Annotated in this window: 26 protein-coding genes and 2 pseudogenes; 13 read left to right on the top strand and 15 right to left on the bottom strand. The window is 67.4% G+C overall.

Annotated elements, in window-relative coordinates:
- Positions 1-207: 207 nt before the first annotated feature.
- The 10 genes from BJ970_RS32710 to BJ970_RS32670 form a co-directional block, all read right to left on the bottom strand.
- Entirely contained in the window at positions 208-582 is a 375-nt protein-coding gene (locus BJ970_RS32710; RefSeq protein ID WP_246471926.1) for an amidohydrolase family protein, read from the bottom strand.
- The gene (locus tag BJ970_RS38490; RefSeq protein ID WP_246471925.1) at positions 563-802 is read right to left on the bottom strand and encodes a hypothetical protein; all 240 of its coding nucleotides are present in this window, start codon (positions 800-802) and stop codon (positions 563-565) included. The genes BJ970_RS32710 and BJ970_RS38490 overlap by 20 nt, the downstream gene beginning before the upstream one ends.
- A gap of 75 nt (positions 803-877) precedes the next feature.
- A complete protein-coding gene (locus BJ970_RS32705) occupies positions 878-1,513 on the bottom strand; it encodes a TenA family protein (RefSeq protein ID WP_184731425.1) in 636 nt (211 codons plus the stop codon).
- On the bottom strand, positions 1,498-2,247 hold the full coding sequence (locus BJ970_RS32700; RefSeq protein ID WP_184731423.1) for a glutamine amidotransferase: 750 nt from the start codon (positions 2,245-2,247) through the stop codon (positions 1,498-1,500). The genes BJ970_RS32705 and BJ970_RS32700 overlap by 16 nt, the downstream gene beginning before the upstream one ends.
- Entirely contained in the window at positions 2,244-3,299 is a 1,056-nt protein-coding gene (locus tag BJ970_RS32695) for a phosphotriesterase family protein (protein ID WP_184731421.1), read from the bottom strand. The genes BJ970_RS32700 and BJ970_RS32695 overlap by 4 nt, the downstream gene beginning before the upstream one ends.
- Complete coding sequence (locus BJ970_RS32690) at positions 3,296-4,315, bottom strand: ABC transporter permease (protein WP_184731419.1); 1,020 nt, start codon at positions 4,313-4,315, stop codon at positions 3,296-3,298. The genes BJ970_RS32695 and BJ970_RS32690 overlap by 4 nt, the downstream gene beginning before the upstream one ends.
- Positions 4,312-5,064 (bottom strand): ATP-binding cassette domain-containing protein, encoded by a 753-nt coding sequence (locus BJ970_RS32685; RefSeq protein WP_184731417.1) that lies wholly within the window; start codon positions 5,062-5,064, stop codon positions 4,312-4,314. Before BJ970_RS32685 ends, BJ970_RS32690 begins: the two co-directional genes overlap by 4 nt.
- Positions 5,064-6,074 carry a substrate-binding domain-containing protein gene (locus BJ970_RS32680; RefSeq protein ID WP_184731415.1) on the bottom strand — a complete coding sequence of 337 codons (1,011 nt, stop codon included), beginning with the start codon at positions 6,072-6,074 and terminating at the stop codon, positions 5,064-5,066. The genes BJ970_RS32685 and BJ970_RS32680 overlap by 1 nt, the downstream gene beginning before the upstream one ends.
- The gene (locus BJ970_RS32675; protein ID WP_184731413.1) at positions 6,071-6,973 is read right to left on the bottom strand and encodes a carbohydrate kinase family protein; all 903 of its coding nucleotides are present in this window, start codon (positions 6,971-6,973) and stop codon (positions 6,071-6,073) included. The genes BJ970_RS32680 and BJ970_RS32675 overlap by 4 nt, the downstream gene beginning before the upstream one ends.
- Complete coding sequence (locus BJ970_RS32670; protein WP_184731410.1) at positions 6,970-7,830, bottom strand: BtpA/SgcQ family protein; 861 nt, start codon at positions 7,828-7,830, stop codon at positions 6,970-6,972. Before BJ970_RS32670 ends, BJ970_RS32675 begins: the two co-directional genes overlap by 4 nt.
- Before the next feature lie 170 nt (positions 7,831-8,000).
- Between BJ970_RS32670 and BJ970_RS32665 the strand changes: the two genes are divergently transcribed.
- A complete protein-coding gene (locus BJ970_RS32665) occupies positions 8,001-9,014 on the top strand; it encodes a LacI family DNA-binding transcriptional regulator (protein WP_312864584.1) in 1,014 nt (337 codons plus the stop codon).
- A 20-nt stretch (positions 9,015-9,034) separates the two neighbouring features.
- Complete coding sequence (locus BJ970_RS32660) at positions 9,035-10,123, top strand: M20 family metallopeptidase (protein ID WP_184731406.1); 1,089 nt, start codon at positions 9,035-9,037, stop codon at positions 10,121-10,123.
- Positions 10,124-10,236: 113 nt separating this feature from the next.
- Here the strand turns inward: BJ970_RS32660 and BJ970_RS32655 are convergent, their stop codons facing one another.
- Positions 10,237-10,443 (bottom strand): hypothetical protein, encoded by a 207-nt coding sequence (locus BJ970_RS32655; RefSeq protein WP_221468348.1) that lies wholly within the window; start codon positions 10,441-10,443, stop codon positions 10,237-10,239.
- An 83-nt stretch (positions 10,444-10,526) separates the two neighbouring features.
- On the opposite strand from BJ970_RS32655, the pseudogene BJ970_RS39745 reads away from it, so the two are divergent.
- From BJ970_RS39745 to BJ970_RS32645, 3 genes and pseudogenes are all read left to right on the top strand, one after another.
- Positions 10,527-10,670, top strand: a pseudogene (locus BJ970_RS39745) (MerR family DNA-binding transcriptional regulator); the annotation flags it as partial.
- 304 nt (positions 10,671-10,974) lie between these two features.
- Positions 10,975-11,268: a hypothetical protein gene (locus BJ970_RS39740; RefSeq protein ID WP_312864637.1), complete on the top strand. Its 294-nt coding sequence runs from the start codon at positions 10,975-10,977 to the stop codon at positions 11,266-11,268.
- A 290-nt stretch (positions 11,269-11,558) separates the two neighbouring features.
- A complete protein-coding gene (locus BJ970_RS32645; RefSeq protein ID WP_312864583.1) occupies positions 11,559-12,623 on the top strand; it encodes an LLM class flavin-dependent oxidoreductase in 1,065 nt (354 codons plus the stop codon).
- A gap of 95 nt (positions 12,624-12,718) precedes the next feature.
- On the opposite strand, the gene BJ970_RS32640 is transcribed toward BJ970_RS32645, so the two are convergent.
- From BJ970_RS32640 to BJ970_RS32630, 3 genes are read right to left on the bottom strand one after another with little or no spacing between them, the layout of a single operon-like run.
- Positions 12,719-13,546 (bottom strand): helix-turn-helix domain-containing protein, encoded by an 828-nt coding sequence (locus BJ970_RS32640; protein WP_184731404.1) that lies wholly within the window; start codon positions 13,544-13,546, stop codon positions 12,719-12,721.
- A gap of 33 nt (positions 13,547-13,579) precedes the next feature.
- Positions 13,580-14,110 carry a DUF6879 family protein gene (locus BJ970_RS32635; RefSeq protein WP_184731402.1) on the bottom strand — a complete coding sequence of 177 codons (531 nt, stop codon included), beginning with the start codon at positions 14,108-14,110 and terminating at the stop codon, positions 13,580-13,582.
- Entirely contained in the window at positions 14,107-14,316 is a 210-nt protein-coding gene (locus tag BJ970_RS32630; protein ID WP_184731400.1) for a hypothetical protein, read from the bottom strand. The genes BJ970_RS32635 and BJ970_RS32630 overlap by 4 nt, the downstream gene beginning before the upstream one ends.
- Before the next feature lie 1,347 nt (positions 14,317-15,663).
- On the opposite strand from BJ970_RS32630, the gene BJ970_RS37360 reads away from it, so the two are divergent.
- From BJ970_RS37360 to fxlM, 5 genes are all read left to right on the top strand, one after another.
- The gene (locus tag BJ970_RS37360) at positions 15,664-16,242 is read left to right on the top strand and encodes a methyltransferase domain-containing protein (protein WP_221468347.1); all 579 of its coding nucleotides are present in this window, start codon (positions 15,664-15,666) and stop codon (positions 16,240-16,242) included.
- 56 nt (positions 16,243-16,298) lie between these two features.
- Positions 16,299-16,868, top strand: a complete 570-nt coding sequence (locus tag BJ970_RS37355) for a class I SAM-dependent methyltransferase (protein WP_221468346.1) — start codon at positions 16,299-16,301, stop codon at positions 16,866-16,868.
- 280 nt (positions 16,869-17,148) lie between these two features.
- Positions 17,149-17,679, top strand: a complete 531-nt coding sequence (locus BJ970_RS32620) for a lantibiotic dehydratase (RefSeq protein ID WP_184731398.1) — start codon at positions 17,149-17,151, stop codon at positions 17,677-17,679.
- A 16-nt stretch (positions 17,680-17,695) separates the two neighbouring features.
- Positions 17,696-18,304, top strand: coding sequence for a 3'-5' exonuclease (locus tag BJ970_RS32615; protein ID WP_184731396.1), 609 nt, complete (start codon positions 17,696-17,698; stop codon positions 18,302-18,304).
- A 232-nt stretch (positions 18,305-18,536) separates the two neighbouring features.
- A complete protein-coding gene (fxlM, locus tag BJ970_RS32610) occupies positions 18,537-19,748 on the top strand; it encodes a methyltransferase, FxLD system (RefSeq protein WP_184731394.1) in 1,212 nt (403 codons plus the stop codon).
- A gap of 771 nt (positions 19,749-20,519) precedes the next feature.
- Here fxlM and BJ970_RS32605 read toward each other — a convergent pair.
- Positions 20,520-21,983, bottom strand: a complete 1,464-nt coding sequence (locus BJ970_RS32605) for a helix-turn-helix domain-containing protein (protein WP_184731391.1) — start codon at positions 21,981-21,983, stop codon at positions 20,520-20,522.
- A gap of 379 nt (positions 21,984-22,362) precedes the next feature.
- Between BJ970_RS32605 and BJ970_RS39735 the strand changes: the two are divergent.
- From BJ970_RS39735 to BJ970_RS32590, 3 genes and pseudogenes are all read left to right on the top strand, one after another.
- Positions 22,363-22,712, top strand: a pseudogene (locus BJ970_RS39735) (cyclic nucleotide-binding domain-containing protein); the annotation flags it as partial.
- 542 nt (positions 22,713-23,254) lie between these two features.
- Positions 23,255-23,842, top strand: a complete 588-nt coding sequence (locus BJ970_RS32595) for a hypothetical protein (RefSeq protein ID WP_184731389.1) — start codon at positions 23,255-23,257, stop codon at positions 23,840-23,842.
- Between the two features lie 2 nt (positions 23,843-23,844).
- Positions 23,845-24,018 (top strand): hypothetical protein, encoded by a 174-nt coding sequence (locus BJ970_RS32590; protein WP_184731387.1) that lies wholly within the window; start codon positions 23,845-23,847, stop codon positions 24,016-24,018.
- Positions 24,019-24,184: the final 166 nt, after the last annotated feature.

The following is a 24,184-nucleotide window of genomic DNA, read 5'->3' as shown; positions in this document are numbered from 1 at the left end:
CCTGTGAGGTGTGCCGAAGCGCTACCACATATGAACAGTCGCCGGAACTCCGCACTGGAAGCGCCCGTCATCTAGATCAACAGTCCCTCCGCTGAGCCCGTCCGCTGATTCAAACTCCGGCCCGCCACCGCTGCACTTCCCCTCCCGCACCGGCGGCGGGCCGGTCCAGCATGCACGCACCGGCCGACGGGATGCGCGGCTTGGCACTCAGCGATTGAACACCGGCAGCTCGGCAGGAGGTTGCGGGATGAACCCGTCGTGCTGGGCCATCTGGTCGTGGAGATAGCCGTGCGATTCCGCGAGCGTGGCAAGCGCGCCGTCGACGTGCACCTGTCGGCCGTCACGTTTGACCACCCGCCCGCCGACCAGCACCGTGTGCACGTTGCCCGAGTTGGCCTGCGCGATGATCGCGGCGCAGGGGTCGGAGCGGTTCCAGCCGGCCTGACTGACACCCGACATGTCCAGCAAAACGATATCAGCGCGCTTGCCCGGAGCCGGAGTGCCTGCCACGTCATCGACACCTGCGGCGCGGGTCCCGTTGACCGTAAGCCACCGCAGGGCGTCACGTGTTTTCCACCGCATAACCGTCGGCGTCGTCGATCGCGCGTAGTATTCCTGATCGTCTCGCCACCGGGTCGCCTGCGGGACGAGCCGCGCGTGTGAAATCATGCCGCCGCCCGTACTGCTCGTCGATGACACCGTCGATTCGTAATGAACGTATCGTTCGTATGTTGAACGCTGTTTCTGCGACGGTCGAGGCGGCCGGGACGGCAAAAGTGCAGGATCCGCTGTCCTGGGACACCTGCTCCAGCAGCTCGCATGAACTGCACAAGAGTCGGCGCTTGTCCGTCCCGTGCGAGCAACACTGGACGGACACTCAGCCGTAGATCGCGTTGTGGAACTGGATTTCCGCTTGCAGCATCCCGGTGAACCAGTCGTGCAGCTGTTCGTCGGGCACCGCACGAGGCACGTCGTCGACCTCGGTGGCCAGCGCGTCGACCTGGGTCGTGAACGGCGCGCGGGTGTGCAGGGCGACCCAGTCGGCGATCGGCCCGGCGGGTGGCGCGACCGCGCGCGAACACCAGGTGCGGTAGAGGTGTTCGGCCGCGAACATCACGGTCACGATCGCCGCGTAGCCGCCGGTTTCTGCCGCGGATAGCGCGAACTTTGACAGCTGGTCCGCTTGGCGGCGCGCGGGCTCGTCCATTCGAGCCGGCACCGGCCACGCCGCCCGCGCCGTCCGGAAGTACTCGGACTGTTCCGTCGTCAAGCCGTGGACTGCCCGGGCATGCCGCTGCATCGCTGCCCACGACGGTGCGTGCCACACCGCCAAGCCGTGCAGACGGCACGCGCTTTCCACGAATGACTCTTCGATTTGCAGGTAATTCGCGTAGGGCTCGTCGCGGATGGTGCCGTGGGACACCTCGCGGATGAAGCGCACATCGAGCGCTTCGGCGAGGGTGTGTGCACCCGCCTCGACGAGCCAGGCCGACCGCTTCACCGCGCCAGCCACTCGATCAACCCGCCGAAGATCTGGCCGTAGCCGGACCAGTCCTCGCAGAATGCGGTCGGCGCCCAGTGCGGCGAACAGTCCGAGGTGAACGCCGCGGACCGCCCGTTGCCGTGTTCTCCGACGACGACCAGCGGATCGCCGTTGACGGTGGCCAGGGTCGTGGAGCCGGGCCGGGCGAGCACCCGGTTGTAGCCGAGCAGGTGCGGCCACGGCGCGCTGTCGAGGCCGCCGAGCGCGGGGTGGCCGGGGAGTGCGACGGTGGCCTGCGCTCCCGCGGGCAGCTCCACCCGGTCGTCCTCGGCGAGCAGTTCGACGGGCAAGACGTCGTGCAGCACGGTATTGCGGTAGGCGGCTTTGCCTTCGAATCCGGTGAACGAGAGGTAACCGCCGATCATGAGCAGGCCCCCGCCCTCGCCGACCCACGCTCGCAGGGCGGCCAACCTGTCGGCGCCCGGCCGGGCCCGCTCGAAGACTCCCGGGGCGAGCTGGATGGAGTTCGCGCCGATGTCGGAGACAACCACGACGTCGTACTGCGACAGTGCCCGCTCATCGTCCGGGAACTCCATCGGCACCAGGTGCGCGGGCAGGTGCCGCACTTCGTGGCCGCGCCCTTCGAGGGCCCGCCGCAGCTGCTCCACACCCACCTCGTACGAACTGGTCGTGAAGGTGTCCATTCCCTTGATATGGGTGGAATGCGTGACCCAGCTTTCGCCTGCGATCAGGACGCGGCTCACGGGAACTCCTTTCGCCCGGCCGCGAACTCGAACAGCCGGGCCGGATTGGTGTGCAACAGGTCTGCGGCGGTGTGCTCGGCAACGCCGTGCTCGACGAGACGCCGGGTGAACGACCGGGGCACGTAACAGAACCCGTTGCCCCCGTAGGCGGTCAGCATGCTCTTGAGGAAGACGTCGTGGCTGAGCAGGAGCCGGTCGGCATGCCCGCGTCGGATCAGATCGCGGACCGCGACCGCCGTCTGCTCGGGCGCCGGTGACTGCCCTTCGCCGGGGTAGCGGAACGGCATCCCGATCATGTCGAATTCGAGCCAGACACCCCGGTCCGCCAACGAGTTCTGGTAATCCGGGTCGGCCCCGGAGGGATCCAGGTGGCAGAGCACGACCGCGCCGGGCGGCACGCCGTACTCGCCGACGACGACGTCCAACACCTCGTGACCGCGACGCTGCCAGCCCGGCAGGTGGACGTAGAGCGGCACGCCGGTGGCGCGCTGTGCCCTGGCCGCCGCCCGAAGCGCTTTCCGTTCGTCGGCGGTGAAATCGGGGGAGACGCCGATCTCGCCGATCACACCAGGCCGAACTCCGGTTTCGCCCACGCCGGAATCGAACTCGCCGGTCAGTTCCGCGGCCAGGTCCCGTTCACCGGTCGAGGCCAGCCGATCGGGGTGGAAGCGTTGCAGATACCAACCGGAGCCCATGATGATCCGGAGACCGGTGCGTTCGGCGAACATCCGCAACCGCTGCGGATCTCGCCCGATGCCGGCGGGCGTGACGTCCACGATGGACTTCCCGCCGGCGGCGGCGAAGGCCGCGAGGTCGGCGAGCATGACGTCCGGCTCGTCCAGGACGCAGTGGTCCAGGCACGAGTAGGGCTGATCCCGCAACAGCCACGCGATATCCGCCGAGGTCTTCGCTTCCCGCAGGAACCGCAGCTCCGGATCGTCCGGTGCCGTGACCGCCGACCGGATGTCGTTGACCAGGTGCTCGTGGGTGAGCGTGAGCCCGAGTTCCGACGTCGTCACCGGGCCGGTGACGGTCATGACGGTGGTGCTCATGATCGGCCCGCCCAATGCCCGACGAGCTGTCCCAGGCTCCGCCCCCGCAGGTTGACCCAGATCGCGAGGATGAGCACCAGCCCGGTCACGATCGGCGTGAGGAACGGGCTCACCCCCAGCAGCGTCAGCCCGTTGGCGATCATCCCGGTGATCACGGCTCCGACGATGGTGCCGGTGATGGTGCCCCGCCCGCCGAAGAGGTTGGTGCCGCCGAGCACGACCGCGGCGATCACCGTGAGTTCGAAGCCCTCGCCCGAGTTCGCGGATCCCGAACCCAGCCGCGCCGCGGTGAGGATGCCCGCGGCGCCGGCGGCGAGCCCGGTGAGCATCAGCGCGATCATCTTGATCCGGTTGGTGTTTACCCCGGCCCGGCGCACCGACTCCTCCTGCGAGCCGATCCCGGTGACGTAGCTGCCGAACCGCGTCTTGGCCAGCAGCACGGCGCCGATCACGACGGTCAGCAGGGCGATCCAGGCCAGCACCGAGAAACCCAGGAACTTGGCTTCGCCGATGCGCGCGACGAACAGCCGCTTGTCGATCGGGACCGAGAAGCCCTGCGTGGAGAGCTGGGCGAGGCCGCGGATCACCGACATGGCGGCCAGCGTGACGATGAACGGCGGGATCTTCTGGTAGGCCGAGAGCCAGCCGTTGACCGCACCCCAGAACAGTCCGGCGGCCAGCCCGATCGCGATCACGATCGAGGAATCCCAGCCAGCTTCCAGCAGTTGCGCCGTGGTGGCGGCGACGAAGGCGAGGGTGGAGCCGACGGAGAGGTCGATCTGGCCGGTCGTGATCACGAACGTCATCGCGACGGCGACGATCAGCGTGATGGCGACCTGCGTCGCCAGGTTCGACAGGTTGTCGAAGGTGACGAAGTTGGGTGCGGCGAGCCCGAATCCCAGGAACAGCACGACGGTGACGCCGAACATCGCCAGCGTCGCCTTGTTCGTCCGGTCCCACCACGACGGCGTCTCGGCGGTGACTGCTCGTGGTGCCGTATCGGCGTGCGCGTTCATGTTTGCGGCACCTCCTCGGTGTCGGATCTGGTGATCATGGCCACGAGTCGCTCGACGTCGAGCTCGGACACCGGCGCGTCCTCCACGCTGCGGCCCTCGTACATGACGGTGATGCGGTCGCAGACCTCGAACAGGTCCTGCAGGCGGTGGGTGATCAGGATGACGCCGACGCCCCTGCTTGCGACGTCGCGGATCATGGCCAGCACGGAGCGGACCTCGGCGACGGCGAGGGCGGCCGTGGGCTCGTCCAGGATCAGCACGGCGGGGTCGAACGACACCGCGCGGGCGATCGCGACGGCCTGGCGCTGCCCACCGGAAAGCTCGCCGATCTCCTGGTAGGTCGACTTGACCCGCACGTGCAGGTTCGACAGCGTTTCGGCCGCCATCCGGTGCATCGCGCGCCGGTCCAGGAACGGGCCGCGCCGGGGCTCCCGGCCCAGGAACAGGTTGCTCGCGACGTCGAGGGTGTCGCACAGCGCGAGATCCTGGTAGACGATGCCGATCTTCTCCCGCCGGGCGTCGGCGGGGTTGGCGAACCGGACCTGGCGGCCGTTCACGGTGATCTCGCCGTCGTCGTGCTGAAGTGCTCCGGCGAGCACCTTCATCAGGGTCGACTTCCCGGCACCGTTGTCGCCGACGAGCCCGAGGACTTCCCCGGCTCGCAAGGTCAGATCGACTCCGCGCAGTGAGCGCACCGCGCCGAACGATTTCGTGATGCCGCTGAGTGCGACCAGCGTGTCCTGTGCCATCACCGCTCCATGTAGTAGAGGTACTGGCCGACGTTGTCGGGCGTGACGATCTGGGTGGGCACCGGGATGTCGCGCGGCACCGGGCGGCCGCAGGCCAGGTCGATCGCCGCGGCCATCGATTCGTAGCCGAACTGGAAGGTGTTCTGCTGGACGACCGCCTTGATCCAGCCCGCTCGCAGGCCGTCCATGGCTTGGGCGGACAGATCCCAGCCGACGACCTTGATCTGGTTGGTCCGGCCCTGGCTGCTGACCGCGGCGGCCAGGCCGATCAGGGCCGGTTCCCCGGTGGCGTAGGCGTAGGGAAGGGTCGGGTTGCCGGTCAGCAGGTTCTCGGCGGCGGCCTGTGCGTTCTCCTGAACGTTGCGGCCGTCGACGACGGTGCCGATGCGCATTCCGTGCGCGGTGACCTCGTCGGTGAAGCCCTTCTGCCGTTCCAGCTGGATGGTGCTGTTGAGCGCGCTGACGACGCCGATCTCGCCCTGACCGCCCGAGATGCCCAGCAGCGCCTGGGCCAGTTGCTTGCCGCCGGCCGAGTTGGCCGTGCCGACCTGGGCGGAGACCGCCGGGTCGTGGACCGTCGCGTCGACCGCGACGACCGGGACGCCGGCGGCGTTGGCCCGCCGGATCGCCGGCTTGATCCCGTCGGTGTCGACCGCGTCGACGATGATGGCGTTGTAGCCGTTGGCGACGAGGTCGTCGATCGCGTTGGCCTGGACCGTGGAGTCGTCGTTGCCGTTGACGATCTGGGCCTGCGCCCCGACCTGGTCGGCGACCCGCTGCGCGCCGGTGTTGATCTGGTTGAAAAACAGCGCCTGAAGGTTGATCGGGATGATGCCGATCTTCGGCGCGTGACCGCCGACGGTGCAGGACTGCGGGATCCGGCCGGGTGGCGGCGGGCCCTGCGCGGCCACGCGCTGCTCGGCCGCCTGTTGCTGCCGCACCGCTGCATCGCAGCCGCCGACCGCGATGACGAGGGCGAGCGAGACGAGGACCGTACACATTCGTCTCATCGGGTTCTCCTTGTTGCCGGGGTCGGCTTTGCTGGTGCGGTGAGGTAGTCGGAGACGGTGGCTCTGCGCGGCAAACCTGCTCGGGCGCCGGGTTTGGTGCACGATATGCCCGCTGCGGCGGAGGCGAAGCGGGCGGCTTCGGCGGGGTCGACGCCGCGGTCGAGTTCCGCGGCGTACACACCGACGAAGCAGTCACCGGCGCCGGTCACGTCGGCGGCCGATACCGGCAGGGCGGCGCCCTCGTAGTCGGCGCCGTCCGGTGTGTGCATCCGCCAGCCGCGTGCGCCGTCGGTGATCAGGAGGTGGGTGCCGGTCTGGACCGCCAGCCGGATCAGTTCGGTCTCGTCGCCCAGCAATTCATGCGCGAGGGCGCGACCGGCGATGACGTGGTCGGCGACGGCGAGCGCTGCCCGCGCACCCTCGGCTCGGGTGCAGCCGTCGAGGTCGACGATGGTGCGCACGCCCCGTAGCAACGGCGCGGCCCACGGGAAGCGGTATCCGTCAAGGTAGAGCCACGCGTTCTCGCATCCGGCAGTGCGGGTGACGACTTCCGTCAGGTGCGCCTCGGTGATCGCGTCGTCCTGGCTGATGATCGACCGCTCACCGTCGGGCGTGACCAGGATGACCGAGGTGGTGAGTTGCCCGGTCCGCGCGGTCCAGGCGATGTCGACCCCGTCGGCGACGAGCGAGGCCAGGAACGACTCGCTCAACGGGTCGTCGCCGACCACGCCGGCGAACCGGGCATCGGCACCCATCCGCGCCGCGGCCACGGCCGCGTTGGCCGCCATCCCGCCATCTCCACGCGCGATGGCGGCGGCTTGCACGCGGGTGCCCGCGGCCGGGAGCGCGGGCACGCTGACCGTGAGGTCGCTGTTGGCGTATCCGCAGAAGGTGATCACGGCAGTTCGGCCCCGGCTTTCCGCGCCGCGGCGGTCAGTTCGCGCACCTTCGCCGGGGCCACCCGGCCCCACCAGCGCCCGTTGTCCTTCAGCGAGGAGGCCACGATCACGCCGTCGCAGGCCGGTAGGAGCTCGCCGATGTTGGCGGCGGTGATGCCGGAACCGATCACCACCGGCAGCCCGGTGTGCTCCTTGATGCCCACCACTTCGTCGAGCGCGGCGGCATCGCCGGTGCGCGACCCGGTCGCGATGAGCACGTCGGCGTCGAAGAACTCCGCGTCTTCGGTCTGCTCCGCCAGGGTGCGATCGGCGACGATGGCGTGCGCCCCGTGCTTGACGTGCACGTCGGCGAAGACCTTGATGGGGTTCGCGCCGATCCGGCTGCGATATCGGGTGGCCCGCGCCGCCTGCCCCTCGATGAAGCCCTCGTTGGCGATGTAGGCGTTGGCCCACTGATTGACCCGGACGAATCCGGCCCCGCCGGACCACGCCGAGGCGATCGAGCACTCGGCCGCGTTGGACAGGACGCTCACGCCCACGGTGCGCTCGGCCGCCTCGCGCACCCGGGCAGTCACGACCGCCATCGCCGCAGCGGTCTCGTAGCCGTGTTCGCCGGGCTTGAGGAACGGGATGTCCCAGTGGTTCTCCACGATCACGCCGTGGCAGCCGCCGTCGAGATAGGCGCGTGCCTCCTCGACGGCGAACGTCGAGATCTCGTCGAGCGGCTGCCCGGCGTAGTGGGGACTGCCGGGCAGGGCGGGCAGGTGGACGACCCCGATCACGGCCTTGGTCGTGCCGAACAGCTCCGCCACGGCGTTCGGCTTCGGGGGAAACACGCCCGGAGGGGTTGACGTCATCGGGCACTCCGTACGAGAAGTCGGGAATGGAAACAACAGGGATGTAATCGATTGCATCGACGATGCTGGTGTACGGTAGGGTTCAAATCGTTGGCGGTCAAGGGAGACTTTCTCTGGATCGTGACACCCGCGTTCTTGATTGGTTAGAGAGAGGTAAACGTTTGCATGGGGTGACCATCGCCGATGTCGCCGAGCGGGCCGGGGTCTCCACCGCGACCGTTTCGCGCGCGCTGACCGGCTCCCGCCCGGTCGCCGCCGAGACGGTCCGCAAGGTGCAGCGTGCCGCCGCCGAGCTCGGATACTCGGTCAACTCCATCGGTCGCGCGCTGCGCAGCAACCGCACCGACACCATCGGCATGGTCGTGCCGAGCATTTCGAACCCGTTCTTCACCTCGCTGGTGGAAAACGTCGAACACGCCCTCGGCGGATCGGGCAAGCAGTTGTTCCTCTGCGACGCCCGCTCGGATCCGGCGGTCGAGGCCGAGCGGCTCCGGTCGCTGGTCGCCCGCAACGTCGACGGGATCATCGTTAGCCCCACGCACGGCGTCGACAGCGCCCCCGCCGTGCTCGAAGCGGCTCGTGCGGTACCGCTGGTCCAGCTGGACCGGTACGTCGATGGCACCAGCACGGACTGGGTGGGCGTGGACGACATCGCCGCCATGCGGCTGGTCCTCGACCACGTGCACGCGGCGGGGGCGCGCTCCGCGGCATTCGTCGGATCGCTGCTGACGAATTCCTCGACGGAGCGCAGACTGGCGGGCTTCCAGCAGCAGGCCGAAGCGTTGCGGATGACCGTGCGCGACGACTGGTTGCTGCTCGGCGAGTACAGCATCGCCTGGGGCGAGCAGGCGTTGGAACGGCTGGCCGGTCGGGAACGGCTGCCGGACGCGATCGTGTGCGCCGACGACCTGATCGCGCTGGGCGTGACCAGGGCGTGCCGCGCACGGGCCATCAAGGTGCCCGACGATGTCCAGGTGACCGGCTACGACAACATCGAGTTCGCCAGGCTAGGCGAGCCGCCACTGACCACAGTGGACCAGCCGGGAAAGAAGATCGCGTCCGAAGCGGTACGACTGCTCGCGGCGGCGAGCGGCACCGAGGCGGCGGAAGCGTCGGCGCATATCGCACTCATCCCGAAACTGGTCGTCCGGCACAGCACTCGCGAACTGCCCGATCGCCATTGACCCAGCACCGCGGAGGAGACGTGGACACTGTCGACCTAGCCCAGCAACTGGTCCGGCTCGACACGCGCGCGGGTGGTGAGAAACCCGCCGCCGAACTGGTGGCCTCGCTGGTGGCCGACGCCGGTTTCGAGGTGCAGATCGACGAACCCGTGCCGGGCCGCGCGAACGTCATCGCCCGCTCCGGCACGGGGACGCCGATCACCCTGACCGGCCACCTGGACACCGTCCCAGCCGACGGATCCTCTTGGTCGTGGGATCCGCTGAGCGGGCAGATCGAAGGTGGGCGTTTGCTGGGGCGCGGCAGCAGCGACATGAAAGCCGGCGTCGCATGCATCGTCACCGCCGCTATCCGGCACGCCGCGGACCGCCCGTCCGGCGTCGGGACCCAGCTCGTGTTCACCTTCGGCGAGGAGACCGGCTGCGAGGGCGGCGCGCAGATTGACCGGGCGGCTTTGCGCCCCAGCCCGGTGCTGGTGGTGGCCGAGCCGACCGCGAACCGGGTTGTGCTGGGACACAAGGGAACTCTGTGGCTCCGGCTGGCGGTGCGTGGCGTCGCCGCGCACGGTTCGCGGCCGGAGCTGGGCCGCAACGCCCTGGCGGAACTGGCGGCGGCAGCGGTGCGGATCCACCAGCACACCGGCTGGCCGGTGAGCCCGGCGCAGGGGCCGGCGACGGTCAACGTGGGCACGTTCCGCTCGGGCGTGCAGCCCAACCTGGTTCCGGACCACGCCGAAATGTGCCTCGACGTGCGCACTGTCGCCGGTTTCGGTTCGGCGGAAGCGATCGCGGAGATCACCGCCCTGGCCGGGCCGGAGGTTCGGATCGAACGAATCCTCGACCTGCCGGGCGTCGCGACGGGCCCGGATTCTCCATTCGTGCGAAACCTGGTCGAGATTGTCGGCGATGCGCGGTGGCAGCCGGAGCACGCCACCTACTTCACGGACGCGTCCGTGCTGGCCGAAAAGCTGGGCGAGCCGGATGTCGTGCTGTTCGGCCCGGGTGATCCGGAGCAGGCCCACACCGTGGACGAGAGCTGCTCGGTGGAGCTGATCGAGCAAGCGGCGGAAGCGATCTACCAACTGCTGCGGCGCGGCGCCGCACTGTGCTGAGGGCGCGTGACGTCTTCGCGCGAAACCGCGTTTTCCCAACACAACCCGGACAGTGTGGTGGGTTGCACGCCCAAGATGAGCTATAGCTCCTGGACGCTACGCCCGCACCGAAGTTAGGATTGGGGGCGCGCAAAAACAACGGCTTGCGGGACGTTCTCCTCCGGGGTGAGCAGCATGTGAGCCTCGACCGTGAATCCGGCATCGCGCAGCCAGGCTGCCACTTGCGCGGGCTGACGGCGGTGGACATGGACCTTCATTGAGTGACCGCCATAGCCGTCCGTCTTCAACTGCGTCTCGTTGCTGCGAAAGCGCTTGACCATGCCGTCGCGGCACAGTTTTGACTGTCCCCGGTGTCGGCGCCTCCGTGCCGACGGACCCGGTTCCCGAGGAGCGTGCGGTAATCATGGCGTGGAGCACTCGTCAGCTCGCCGAACTCGCCGGCACGAGCGTGCGGGCGGTGCGGCATTACCACGACGTCGGCCTGCTCGTCGAGCCCGAACGACGGGCCAACGGCTACAAGCGCTATGGCGTGGCCCACCTGGTGCGTCTGCTGCGGATCAAGCGCTTGACCGATCTCGGGTTCTCCCTGTCCCAGATCGCCGACTTGGGCGACGCCGACGAACACCCCGAAGAAGCGATGCGGACGCTGGACGCCGAACTGGCCGCGACCATCGAACGACTACAGCGGGTGCGCCTCGAACTCCGCCTGATCCTGCGTCAGGCCACACCGACCGACCTGCCGCCCGAGCTGGCCGTGGCCACCGCCGATGCGGATTTCTCCAACGCCGACCGCGCCTTCATTCTCGTCATGACGCGGGTGCTCGGTCCCTCGACACTCGACGCACAAGAAGATGCTGCGGAACTACGACGCGGACCCCGCGACCTCCGAGTTCAATCGCTTGCCCGCCGACGCCGACGAGCAGACCCGGCACGCGCTGGCCGAGCGACTGGCTCCTTACGCCCGCGGCCTCCTCACCAAATACCCCGAGCTGCACGACGTGAGCGCCGACGCACCGCGCGGCGCGCACTTCACGGCGCACACGATCGGCGCGGCCATCAACGACCTCTACAACCCCGCCCAAATCGACGTCCTGCACCGTGTAGGACACCTACTCCGGACACGACTGCGACCCGACCGGACCTGACCGATCCCCTCGTCGCGCGACAGACCGATTGCACCTGCCAACAGGACGGCCGACATCGGGGCACCTGGGGGTCAAAGGGGCGCAGGTTCGAATCCTGTCGTCCCGACGGCCGAAAGAGCCCGCTGGGTGCGAAAGCTCGTTCAGCGGGCTCTTTCGGTCTTTGGTGTGGATCTTGCGTTGATCGCCGGATTCAGATCGAATCGGTGGTCTGGCCACGCGCCGGGCACGGTGGATGATAAGGCTCGGTGACGAGCTGACGAGGCGCGGCGCGATAGGGAAGGAGGCGGCGGGTGGCTCCGTCGGAGACTGACGTGCGGTTGTCCGTTCTGGACACTTCGCCCATTGTGCAGGGCTCGACGGCTCGGCAGGCCCTGCACAACACCCTCGATCTGGCCCGGTTTGCCGACGAACTGGGCTATTACCGGTACTGGGTGTCCGAGCACCACAGCATGCGCGGCGTCGCCAGCTCTGCTCCCGCAGTGCTGGTGGGGCGGATCGCCGCCGCTACTGACCGCATGCGCGTGGGATCCGGCGGGGTTCTGTTGCCCAATCACGCGCCGCTGGTGGTCGCAGAGCAGTTCGGGACTCTGGAGGCGCTACACCCCGGAAGGATTGATCTCGGACTCGGCCGCGCCCCCGGTGGACCGCCAGACGCCGTCGCCGCGATCCGCAGTGCACACGCGCGCACCGAAATGCCGTTTGCCGAGCGACTGCACGAGTTGCTGGGCTACTTCGATCCGCCGGAGGATCAGACTCCCACGGCGGTACCCGCCGTCGGAAACCAGCCGCATGTATGGATTCTCGGCTCAAGCACAGCCAGCGCCGAGCTGGCGGGCTCGGTCGGCTTGCCCTACGCGTTCGCTCACCACCTCAACCCGGAGGGTCTGGAGGCAGTCCAGGTGTATAAGGACGCGTTCCGGCCTTCCCCGATGTCGCCGGCCCCGCAGATTATCATCAGCGTGTCGGTCATCGCCGCAGACACCGATGAGCGCGCCGAATGGCTCGCGGGATCAACTCGGCTGAAGGTGCTCAGCCGCATGCGGGGCAAGCGGATCCTGTTGCCCAGCCCGGAAGACGCAGCCGCCTACCCCTACACCGCCGCAGACCGCGAGGAAATCGCCGCGCGCTCCCAAAGCGTCCTGGTGGGCGCGCCGACCACCGTGCGCAGCAAGCTGAATTCCGTGCTCAACGCGACGGGCGCGGACGAGCTCATGGTGACCACCCCGGTCTACAACCACGCTGATCGCCGCCGATCCTACGACCTGCTCAGCTCGCTAGCGTTCAGCTGCCAGCACCCCGCTCGCGGAACTTCCACAGGACGCGTGACCGTCTCTGACGGCGTCTCCCCAACGTAACCCGGACAGTGCGGCGGGTTGCGCGCCCGAGGTGATGTATATGGATTCGGAGGACAGGCCGGTTTTCCCTGTGCGATGGGATAAACCTTGTCATCTCATGTTGCTGTCAGGTGGTGCAGGATGGTCCGGGCTTTGTCGTCCTGGGCTGCGACGTTCCAGAGTCGGTCGGTGAGTGTGTGGTAGGTGGCGACTTCGTCTTCGTCGGTGATGCGGATTTCGGCGGTGATGTTTTCCACGAGTGCTAGGTCGTCGAGGAGCCAGTATCCGTGCATGGGCATGTATGGCAGTTGCCGGTCGAGTGGGAGTATGCCGAAGCGGATGTGGTTGATGCCGATTAGGGACGTGAGCCGGTCGAGTTGCGAGCGCATGATTTCGGGGGAGCAGACGGGGTAGCGTAGGGCTGCCTCGGCGATGAGGATTTCGATGCGTTTGCTGGTGTCGTAGAGGATGCTTTGTCGTTGGATCCGGGCGGCGACGGCTTCGTCGATGTCGGCTGCGGTGCCGTTGAGTTCGGAGTAGAGGCGGAAGACTTCGCTGGCGTAGTCGGGAATCTGGAGGAGGCCGGGTACGACGCCGAAGTCGACCGCGCGGATGCGCGCGGCGGATTGTTCGAGGCTGCGGCTCTCTTCCTGCCGGGCGCGGGACCCTTCGCGGTGGCTGCGGCGCCATGATTCGTAGTGGACTTTGAGGTCTCGCAGAGCGTCACGCAGGTCTTCGCGAGCCTCGTCAGAGGTGCCGGCGGTCTGGCACCAGGTGATGATGTCGGAGTCGGTGGGCGTTTGCCGACCGTTCTCCAGCTTCGAGATCTTCGGCTGACCCCACCCGGCGCGCGCGGCAAACTGATGTCCGGTCAGTCCGGTGTGCTCACGGAGTTGGCGGAGCCGGTCGCCGAAGGCGCGGCGGCGTTTGTCGAAGTCGGTCACGCGTCCTCAGTCGTTCACGATCTCTGTGCGGGTCTAGCTTAGGCCCCGGGCAGGGTGGTCCTCGAAGGATCTCCCGTTGCGGGCAGCCGTGTCCCTCCATGCACGGTGCTGCTCGACGGTCTCTGGGTCGGTGACGACTTCGGCATTGCGCAGGCCGGACGGCCCGAAGTGCATGATGGCGAGCCATTCGTCGTCGAACAACCAGTAGTCGTAGTCCGGCAGGGCCAGTTCGCTGGCCTGGGCTGGGGAGAGCACGCGGATGTCTTCGCCTGCGGCGATGTTGTATGGCGCGACAGCCATTTCGAACCGCAGGTAGTCGGTCAGGGGCTCGGTCAGCACTCGGACGCGGGCGTAGCGCTTGCCCTGCCTGGTCGCCTCGCGAACCCCATCGAGCCATCCGGTCAGGTAGCTGACATCGAGCTCGCCGCTGTTCAGGTAGCGGCGCATCGCCTGCTGCTCGGCGTCGACGTGGTAGGCAGGTTGGGTCTCGAAACGCCATGCTGAGCGGCCGAAGCTGGAAAACAGCTCGTCGAACCCGGGGCCAGGTCTGACAAGGCGGCTCATGCCGTGTTCCTCGGCGCGAAGTCCAGCAGTGCCTTGGGGATCTCGACTGCGGTTTCGGTCTCGGGCATGCCGCGATCGTGCAGCGTGGCCTGCGCGTCGGGATCGGTGATCTTGTAGCCCTGGATCACATAGGTGTCTCGGTCGGTCTCGTACAAGTTCGGGCACTGCCCGCCCGTGCTCGTGGTGCCGAGGAACGCCAACTTCATCGGTCTCTCCTGTCGTCACTGCATCGCGTCCGAAGGCGATGCGGATTATGCCTGCTGATCTATCACATCCCATGAACCACGCCGCGGTCTATGCTCCAAATGAGTGGACATTAGCAAGAATATTCTGAATATTCTTGCCTTGGTCTGTTGTTCGTCGACATCCTCGGAAACGCACAACGGCCCAGGGGGAGGAATGAGCAGAGAGTCCCATGACGCGCGCCCAGCTGCTGACGTCCCAGCCGACGGGGCGTTCGCAGGACGCATACAGGCATCAACAGGTCGTTTAGGTGCTGGGCTGCGCTTCTGGCTCACTCGACGCATCTTCCGCAGGATCGTCGAATCTGGTCTCCTCCGCCTGCGGACTCGAACGCCGCGCGTGCGCGCTAGCCGCACATCGGCTCGACGGCACTGGTTCCCAATACGGTGCCGCAGAATCGGCAGCGTTGTCGTTTCCGACCAGTCATGGCTCGCCGTTCGCTACTGGAGGGTGCTCGCGCAGGTTCACAGCGCAAACCCCGCTTGGTACCAGTCGGTCGTGTCGAGCCTGGCACTGTCAAGCCCCAATGGGGCTAGCACCGCTGGGGATCGGAAGGTCGGAGCTGACCGCGACGATGATTGAGTTGGCCACGCCACTATCGACGACCGACCAGGACTCGCCTGGGCCGATCTTCGCTGGCCCATCCCGCTGTGTGGCGAGCCGGACTTGTCGATGACGGCGGCGGCCCACGTAAGCCCCCGGTGGTCCGACTCCAACCCCCGACCCGGGTCGGATCGCCGGGTTCCCACCGCCGTGCCGTCAGTCGGGCGCCCGGCGCTGACCTTCCCCACCGGCGGCCACCGATGCAGCCAGTACTGGATGGTGTGCGGGTTCTACGAGTGCGCGAAAGGAAGAAGTGATGGCCGCCCAGCAGGCTGATTCGCAACCGGAGCCGCACGGTTCCAGGACATGGGTTTACCCGCCCAGGCTGGGCGACCCGGCCGAGGTGTGATCCGCAGTCGCTCAAACCAGTGCGGGGCGTCTCGGGCGGCTACGCCGCTTCGATGGATTTCCTACTGAGGCCACCAACGAACCGTGAGCGTTGGTGTAGCGGTGGGGTGCGCAGAACACACAACAACGAAAGGTGTTTTGTGGCAACACACTATCCGGCTGCCAGAGTCCGGAAAGGTGGTGCCACGCCACGCTGCACGACCGGACAGATACTCTCCGTGTGGGCATCATGGGCGACCGGTGACGGCGGTTGCTGGGGCACACGGTTGACATCAACGGGCGTTACCCGCAGAAACAGCAGAGATCGCCGGTGCGAGCCAGAGGACGGTCTGTAGAAGCGAGCCAGGAGGCACGATTTCATGAACGCCGACACCACGACCTCGGCGGAAGAGCTCCGCAATGTCATGGTGGACAAGATCGTCGAGGAGCACCAGTGGCGGGGCCTTCCGTTGCGTGCCGACGTGGAACGGGCGCTGCGGAAGGTGCCTCGTGAATTGTTTATTCCGGGGGTCTCCGTCGAGGATGCCTACGCCGACACCGCGGTGATCACCAAGCGCGAGAACAACATGAACCTCAGCTCGGTATCCGCGCCTAACGTCATCGCCGACATGCTGAACCAGGCGCATGGTCAGCACATCCTCGAAATCGGCAGTGGGGGATACAACGCGGCACTGTTGCGAGAGATCGCCGGTCCGAACGGGTCGGTGACGACCGTCGACATCGACGAGGATGTCACCGACCGAGCACGGGCGTGCCTGGATGCGGCGGGCTACTCGGACGTGAAGGTCGTGTGCGCCGACGCCGAGTTCGAGATCGAGTCTGGCCGCCGTTATGACTTGATCATCGTGACGGTCGGGTCGTGGGACATCCCGACCGCATGGGTGGATCAGCTGACCAACGACGGCACTCTCGTGGTTCCCTTGCGTACCTTGGGCTGACCCGGTCCTGGGCGCTCCAGCGATCCGGGGACCGTCTGCTCTCTCACAGCAACCTCATGTGCGGGTTCGTGCCGATGCAGGGGGCAGGTGCCCGCAAGGGCCGAACGGTCGTCCTGGGCGACGGCGTCAATCTGTGGCTCACCGAACCCGACCAGCATGTCGATGAGGGCCTCGAGGGCGTGTTCGCCCAGGAACGGTACGAAGCCTCGTCGGGTGTGATTGTCTCCTCGGGGCGGCGATCGCCCGATCTTGACCTGTGGCTGGCGTCCCACCTGCCCGGGTTCGCTGCGCTGATCGCGCAGCAGAGTGCGATCGACAGCGGTCTGGTTGAGCCGTCATGGGCTTACGGAACCCCAGCATTCGTGCACGGTACGAGCCTGGCCTACCAGGGCAGGCTCCGTCAGGTCGCCGAAGCCGCCTACGAGCACGTCGCCTATGGGCACGGGGCCGACGGGGCTGCGGCCGCCGAAGAGATGGCCGCTCAGATCCGAGCGTGGGATCGCGCCGGCCGACCGGCTCCCGTCCTCTGCGTCGTCCCGGGCGACACGCCCGATGCCGAGCTCCCGGAAGGGCGGGTGGTGAACAAACGACACAGCCGAATCATCTTCACTTGGACCCAAAAATAGCCCATTCCTTCTGAAAGGGCTTTCTCTCAACGGAATCAACGGAATCTTTTTCGGAAAGGACGTTGTGATGGATGCTTCGGAGTTTCAGCTCAATGTGAGCCTCGTCGTCTCCGGTGACGCACCCGCTATGACCTCTGAAGAGTGCACCTCGGACAACTGCGGTAGTGGAAACACCGGCAGCGACGCCTGCACGACGCGGAGCTGAGTCGGTTCTGGTGTGGCCTTGGCTCCCACGTCGTGAGGCAGGGCCACACCCCGTTGTGGAGGGCGGAGGACCGGGATGCGTACCTATGAGGCGATGGACTCGGTGTTGATCAGGGCCACGACGCTGCCCGAGAGCGTGGAGTTTCCGTGTTGGCCGGACCTGGCTGGCAGCGACGTGGTCGGCTGGCGGGAGTGGTTGCGGCGGGTCTGGGGGATAAGCGGGTTCGCGGATGCGGTGACGGTGGCGTCGCCGGTGCTGGCGGCCCAGGTGCGGCGGCAGATCGCGACACGCCCGCCGGCCGGTGACGACGAGGTGCGGGTGCGGCGTCTGGTGGAGACGCTGGCGCGGTATCTGCTGCGCTGGGCAGGTCGGGCCACGCCGTTCGGTTTGTTCGCGGGTGTCGCACCGGTGGAGGTCGGTGGTCGTGCGGTGGCGCGGGTCGGTGGGCGGCATCAGCCGGTGTTCCGGCCGGATGGTGAGTGTGTGGATCGGCAGGTCCGCCGTATCGAGCAGCGGCTGGAGACGCTGCGGACTGTGGAGGTGCGGACGAACAGCCTGGGGTTCGCGCGCGGTGGCTCGTGGATCGTCCATGCCTCACTTGACTGAAGATCAACAATTCCTGGTGACTACCTTCACCGTCATCGATTTCGAAGCCACCACCCCGGCGATCGAAGTGGCCACCCTCAGCCTCCGCCCCACAACAGGCCCACTGGCCGAGATTGCGCGTTTCGAAGCGCTAATCAAACCGCCGGCGCACGCGCCGGTCACGGATTTCGATACCCGCACCACGGGCATCCGGGCCGCCGATGTAGCCGATCAACCACCGGCACAGCAAGTGCTGGCCGAGCTTGATGCCGCGTTGGCGCCGCACCAGCCGATGGTGCTGGTCGCCCACCACGCCCCAACCGAAGCGGGCCTACTGCACCACTACCGGGACGCCTGCCCCGGATTGGCGGGCCTGCCGGTCGTGGACACCATCGCGATGGCCAAACTGCTCCTGCCGTACCTGGGGACCTACAACCTCGATCACCTGCTGGTGGCCTGCAAGATCCCGCGCCCGGCCCACCGCCACCGCGCGATGCCCGACGTCGAAGCCACCGCGGCGTTGTTCCAGACACTGCTCGACCGAGACACCGGCGGCGCGCACTGGCCCAGCCTGGAAGCGCTCATCAAGACCACAGCCCGCCAGCCCAAGACCGGGGAACCGGACCCGCAACTGGGACTTTTCTAGAAACGGCAGGTGGACGCGATGACAGGTGCTCTGATCGAAAACCTTCATACGGAACGGCAGGACTTGAGCACGAACACGCACGCGGGATGCTGGAAGGCAGCGCGGGCGTCGCGCTCGCCGACCTGGACCCGCCGCCTAGCACCGGATGGGATACCTGCCTGCTCGCCACCTCGCCTACTGCCGGGCCGACCAGTTCGCTCGTATCCACAACCACGCACACGGAAGGAACCGGATGACCAACGCCACCAGTACTCGCCCCGAGGACCTGCGCGAGCAGATGATCAGCAACATCAAGGACGCTGGTCACCTGCACTCCGAGCGCATCGAGCACGCGTTCCGGGCCGTTCCCCGGCACAGGTTCGTGCCCGCCGCGTCCCTGGAGGACGCCTACGCCAACAAGGCGATCACCATCAAGCCCGGCGACGGCCGGCCCGCCAGTTGCCTCTCCGTTCCGACCGTCGTGGCGATGATGCTCGGCCAGCTCGACCCGCAGCCCGGCGAAAACGTGCTGGAGATCGGGGCCGGCACCGGCTACAACGCCGCACTGCTGGCCGAACTCGTCGGCCCGACCGGCAACGTCACCACCATCGACATCCACCCCGACGTCACCGACCACGCCCGCCACGCCCTGGCCGAAACCGGCAACGACCGGGTGCGGGTGGTCACCGGCGACGGCGCCTTCGGCGCCCCGGACCAGGCCCCCTACGACAAGATCATCGTCACGGTGGGGCCGTGGGATCTGCCCCCCGCGTGGTTCGAACAGCTCGCCCCCGAGGGGACGCTCGTGGTCCCGCTGCACTGGCGCGGCCAGGCCCGCAGCGTCGCGTTCGTCCGTCGCGACGACCACCTGCGTGCCGCCAATAGCCAGCTCTGTGGGTTCATCCCCATGATCGGCATCGTGCCTACCGGCGAGCACACCGGCCAGATTGCCGAGAACGTCACCCTGTACTGGGACACCGACCAGCACATCGACCCGGCCGCGCTGTGCGAGGCGTTCATCGGACCCAAGACCACCGTCTGGTCCGGCGCCACCGTGGCCGCAGGCGAGCCCTTCGACCACATCTGGCTGTGGCTGACCGCCACCGAACAGGGCACCTGCCGCATCGCGGCCGACTCCACCGCCATTGACGCCGGGACCTGTCGCCCCGCGTTCCCTGACCGCACTCCAGCCCTCGTCGAGAGCGACTCGCTGGCCTACCTCACCAAGCCCCGCCCAGTAGACGGCCCGGACGGCAAACGCCGCTACGAACTCGGCGCCACCGGCCACGGCCCCGCCGCAGCCCGGCTCGCCGAGCGGCTGGTCGAGCAGATCCGCCGCTTCGACCGCGACCGCGTCGCCCAGCCCGTCATCACCGCCTACCCCGCCGACACGCCGGACGAGAACCTGCCCACCGGCGGAGTGACCATCGACAAGCACCACATCCGCATGATCATCACGTCCTGACCGGCCACGCCGGAGCTCCGCAGGATCAGGCACGGGAGTGCACCCGCCCGGCCCTCGCGGGTCGGGCTCACTTAGCATCCGTCGTACTGGAGTAAATCTTCGTGTTCGGATTTTTCGCCCTCGTGCGCGCTGGCGCACGTATCTTGAGGAAGCTGCGGAAATCTTGTTGTCTTCGACGGCCCGGAAGGCGCCGCGGAACGACGTACTCTCATGCCCGGCTACAAGCCAGTCGCCAGCCACCGGTGACGAGGAGGTCTTTGCCGACCTACCGTTCATCTACAAGGGACTGGAACTGCTGGGCATTCCCTGTGTTGAAAACCCGCGCCAGAGGACAACGACATCATCGCCTCATTCATCGCCGCGAACCCACCAGCCCCGGCGCACTTACTGCTCCGTTCGCCGCACCAGAAATCATTGCCGAACTTGGCCTGTGGCACTAAAATCTTCACCGCGAAGTCTGTTCTTCACCGCGTCCCCGGGCATCCCCGAAGATGATGCCTTCGCCGCCATTTGTTGCCCAGCCGCAGAAACTTACCACGACGCCTCTACAGATCCACGGAAGTGACCGTGACATGGCTGGGCAGCAAGACAACCACGATGGCCACGCCGAGATCATCTTCACCCGGGAGAGCAGGAGCTATTTCCCGCTCATCTCACGTCAAAACCCTCGTCCGACGACGCTAACGGTGATCAACCGATCGAACAAGTCCTGTGGTGCTGGCAAGGCCGGGGCAGGTGGCCTTCGCGCGCTGGCGGTTGGCTCGTTGGCTGCTAGGCGGTTGTGGTGAGCGCGGTGCGGATGTGTTCGCGGAGGTCGGCGACCTCGGATTTGCCGTTGTGTGGCGCGGCCACGGTGTCCAACACGCGCAGCCGGGCGTAGCCGCGGGTGAAGGACAGTCCGGTGATCGCCTCCACCGCGTCGTAGCCGGTGGCCACCGCGGCGTCGATATCACCGGCCTGGAACTGCGCGGAGGCCAGCGGCGGCAGGGTCACGGCGCGGCTGCACTCATATTCCGCGCCGTACCCGGTTGATGCGCTGGTCAGTTTCTCGATGGCTTGCGGCGCGAACTCCGGGCGGGACAGCGACAACAGGTACAGGGAGTAGCCCTGTTGGCCGGTGATCTCGGCGTTGGTGACGAACTTTGTCCACGGCGGTGTGGTGGCCGGATCGGCGGCGGCGTAGGTCTCTTGGGCTTGTCCGATGGCGCGGTGGGTGGGCTCTGGCTCGCCGAGCGCTGCGCGGCAACAGCCGAGGATCGCGGAGGTGTAGCCCTGGGTGATGGTGCTGACCGGGTGTTTGCGGTTGGCGGCGGTCGCCGACGCGAGTTGCACGAGGTGCAGTGCCTCACTTGCGCGTTCGAGGTGCAGCGCTTGGTGTGCCATGTCCAGCAGCACGTGGACTGCCAGGTCGGTGGCGCGGGGGTCGTCGTCGGCGCGGCGGGCGGTGTCCAGGGTGTAGGTCCACAGGCGGCGGGCGGCGTCGTGATCGTCGACGTCGTAGGCTAGCCACGCTGCCGTGCTGGCCAGGTCGGCGATGGCCACCAGCAGCCGGGTGCGGATCTCCGGCGAGCAGAGGGCGTCCTCCAACTGGCGCACCTGGTGCAGTTGTGTGAGGGCTGCGGCGCGGCATAGCCCACCGCCGTAGGCGGAGTGTGAGCGGCGGAACCCGTCGGTGACTGCCTCGATGGCGTCGACGTCGGCCGCGCCGATGCGGGGTCGGGTTACCGGCTCGACCTGGCCGGGCAGCAGCGAGCCCAGCCGGGCGAGTTCGGGATTCAGGCTGGAGCCCAACGTGGCGGCCGTAACCAGGGAGAGAAAGTCTCTGCGTTCCAACCAACTCACCTCCTTGTCAGTGACGTCACCCGTTACGGTATGGCTGGTGGGAAATCCGAGCAACGAGGCCGGGATGCGCAGGAACGTGGCCAACCGAGCGGCAGTCCTGACGTGGGTCAGCCGACGCTCGCCCCGCTCGACAGCGGAGACCCGGGATTGGGACAAGCCCAGCAGGTCGGCGAGCTGGAGTTGCGAGAGCCCGGTTTGCCGCCGCACGGCGGTGAAAACCGCGCCGAAGTCATAGCTTTCCAACGCGGCGCACAGGTCCGCGTCCTCGTAAAAGCCCTCCGGGATCGGCTCACGGAAACCGGCGGCGCGGGCACAGGGTCCGCACAACGCGTCATTCACGCCGACACGCAGCACAGTGCCGCAGCACTGGCAGCGTTGTCGCGGACCATTCATGGCTCGCCTTCCATTAACGGACGAGTGCTCGTCCAGGGTCACGGCGTTAGGGCCGTTCGGTCGAAGTTTGCCGTGCACCACCCCAGCGGTCGATCATAGTCAGCCGCGTCGGCCACCGCGCTGTAAAGCCCCATTGGGGCTAGCAGCGTTGGGGATTGGAGACCTCGGCGCGGATGGTAACGATGAACGGCATGGCACAGCCGACGTCGCCGCCGCTGCGGAGGACCGAGCACGACGCTCTCCGGCCGATCTCCACTGGTTCACCCCGCCCTGCCAGCGGACCGGCGCGTGGACACACCCCAGTTCACGACTTAACTCCGGAATGGGACGCCGTTGCCGCCCGGGCGGTGGACGTAACGGGTGGATAAGGACTTCAGTGGTGGATGAAACATTGGCGCGAGCTGGCATATTCCAGGGCGTTGAGCCCGCAGCGGCCACAGGCACTCGCCCAATCGTTGGAACCGGCGGAGTTCCAGCGAGGACACATGGTTTTCGCCGAGGGCGACCGGCTTTACATCATTAGTCCGGCAAGGTGACGCTGGGGCGCAAAACCCGGGATGGAAGAAAGAACCTGCTGGCGGTTTTGGGGCCGTCGGACATCTTCGGTGCACTGTCCCTTTTCGACTCTGGTCCGCGGGCCTCGACGGCGACCACGGTGAGGTTCGTGCGTTGAGCATAGAGCGCGCGGTGCTGCGGCGGTGGATCGCCGCCTGCCCGGAGAACGCCGATGTTTGGTGAGTCCGTCATGATCCGGCGTCTGCGAGCAGTGGTGGGCCGATGGTGGGAGCGCTGCGATGTCCGCTGGCGGCGGGCGCTGCATGAGCACTGGCCTTCTTTGAGCTCGCCGCAGCCTATGGACTCGGCCCGGACTGGTGTCGTCGCCGGGAGTCAGGCCGTGACCGGGCCGCCGCCCAACGGCGTGGCGGCGGTCCACCCGTTCAACTGTGTCCCAAGGAGGCTGACACCTGATGAGGATCTCGAGTCCGCTGTGGCGGGTTGTGGTGCTGGCGTCGTTGGGTCTGCTGACGGCCGGATGCGGTGGGCCCCCTAATGTTCCGTGAACGGTCCGGCCGGGTTCCTGGGAAATGGGCCCGGAGTGCGCGCCTCGTCGCACTCGGTCGGCCGCATAGCACGGGACCAGTTGAACCCGGGGAATCCCTTTACTGTCCCCGAATGGTGGCGGCCGGGCGCGCCATGTCACCGGCCGGAGTGGAGAACGCGCCAGGCGCTGCGGCGGGTGGCTGCCCAACCGGTGAGCGGTGGTGGACGGCATGAGCAGGGTCGTTCTCGCGCGCCGCCGGGACGCCACGGCGGGACTCGGCGGCCCGCCGCAGGTCCATGCCTATCGTATGCCCGACGATGCTGCCTCGACTACGACCTGGGCCTTGAACGCCAGCGGGAACGCGCCCGGCGAAATAAGCAGCAGCGGTGATCCGGTCGTGTGGGTGGCCGTGTGTGGTGACCGGATCGCCCCGGATGACGCGGAAATCGTCGGCCGTTTCACCGGCGCTCCGTGCATGACGTGCTTCATGAGCGCCGTTCTCGCCAGCGACGTGCCGTCGATGAGCCGTGCGGAGGCCGAAGGTATGCCTTCGGCGCGGCGGGTACCCGCGGAACCAGCGGCGCAGGACCTCGGGGGCGCGGTGGCGGGACGAACGATCCGGTTCGCGCCTTCGTGGCGGGAGCGCGTCGTTCACCTCGCGTACTCCGATGCGCAGCAAGCAGATTACGAGGGCAAAAAGATCGTGCTCGGGTTCTGCGGCCAGATCGGTTGGGGACCCAACGAGCACCCGCCGGAACGGTGGGAGTTGTGCGAGGAATGCCACGCGATCGCGAACACCAAGAATGGGGAATCCTAGGTATGGCAGACAGACACCGCCGCACCGGAATCATCGCCGCCGGAGTCATGTGGACAGGCGAGCTTTTCCAACAGGCCGACAGCGACGGGCTCAGGCCCGCCGTCGAGCCCGGCTCCCCGGCACGGCACGGCACAAGCGAGATGCCGTCCACGACGCCGCAAACAGTGGCGCGGTGACCGAGACGCCGTGAGCCCTCGACAGGCTCGCCCGGCTCTCAACCTAGAGATGCGTCAGCGAGCGAGGGAAAGCTACACCCCACCCATGAATGACGGGTAGTTTAGCGCGAAACGGCCGCCAGGGCAACGAACACGGCCCCAGGGCAACCCGGACAGTGCGGTGGGT

It is taken from the genome of Saccharopolyspora phatthalungensis, from assembly GCF_014203395.1.
Lineage (GTDB): Bacteria > Actinomycetota > Actinomycetes > Mycobacteriales > Pseudonocardiaceae > Saccharopolyspora > Saccharopolyspora phatthalungensis.
Note: the sequence above shows the minus strand (reverse complement) of the source record. Positions and strands in the feature narration are given on the sequence as shown.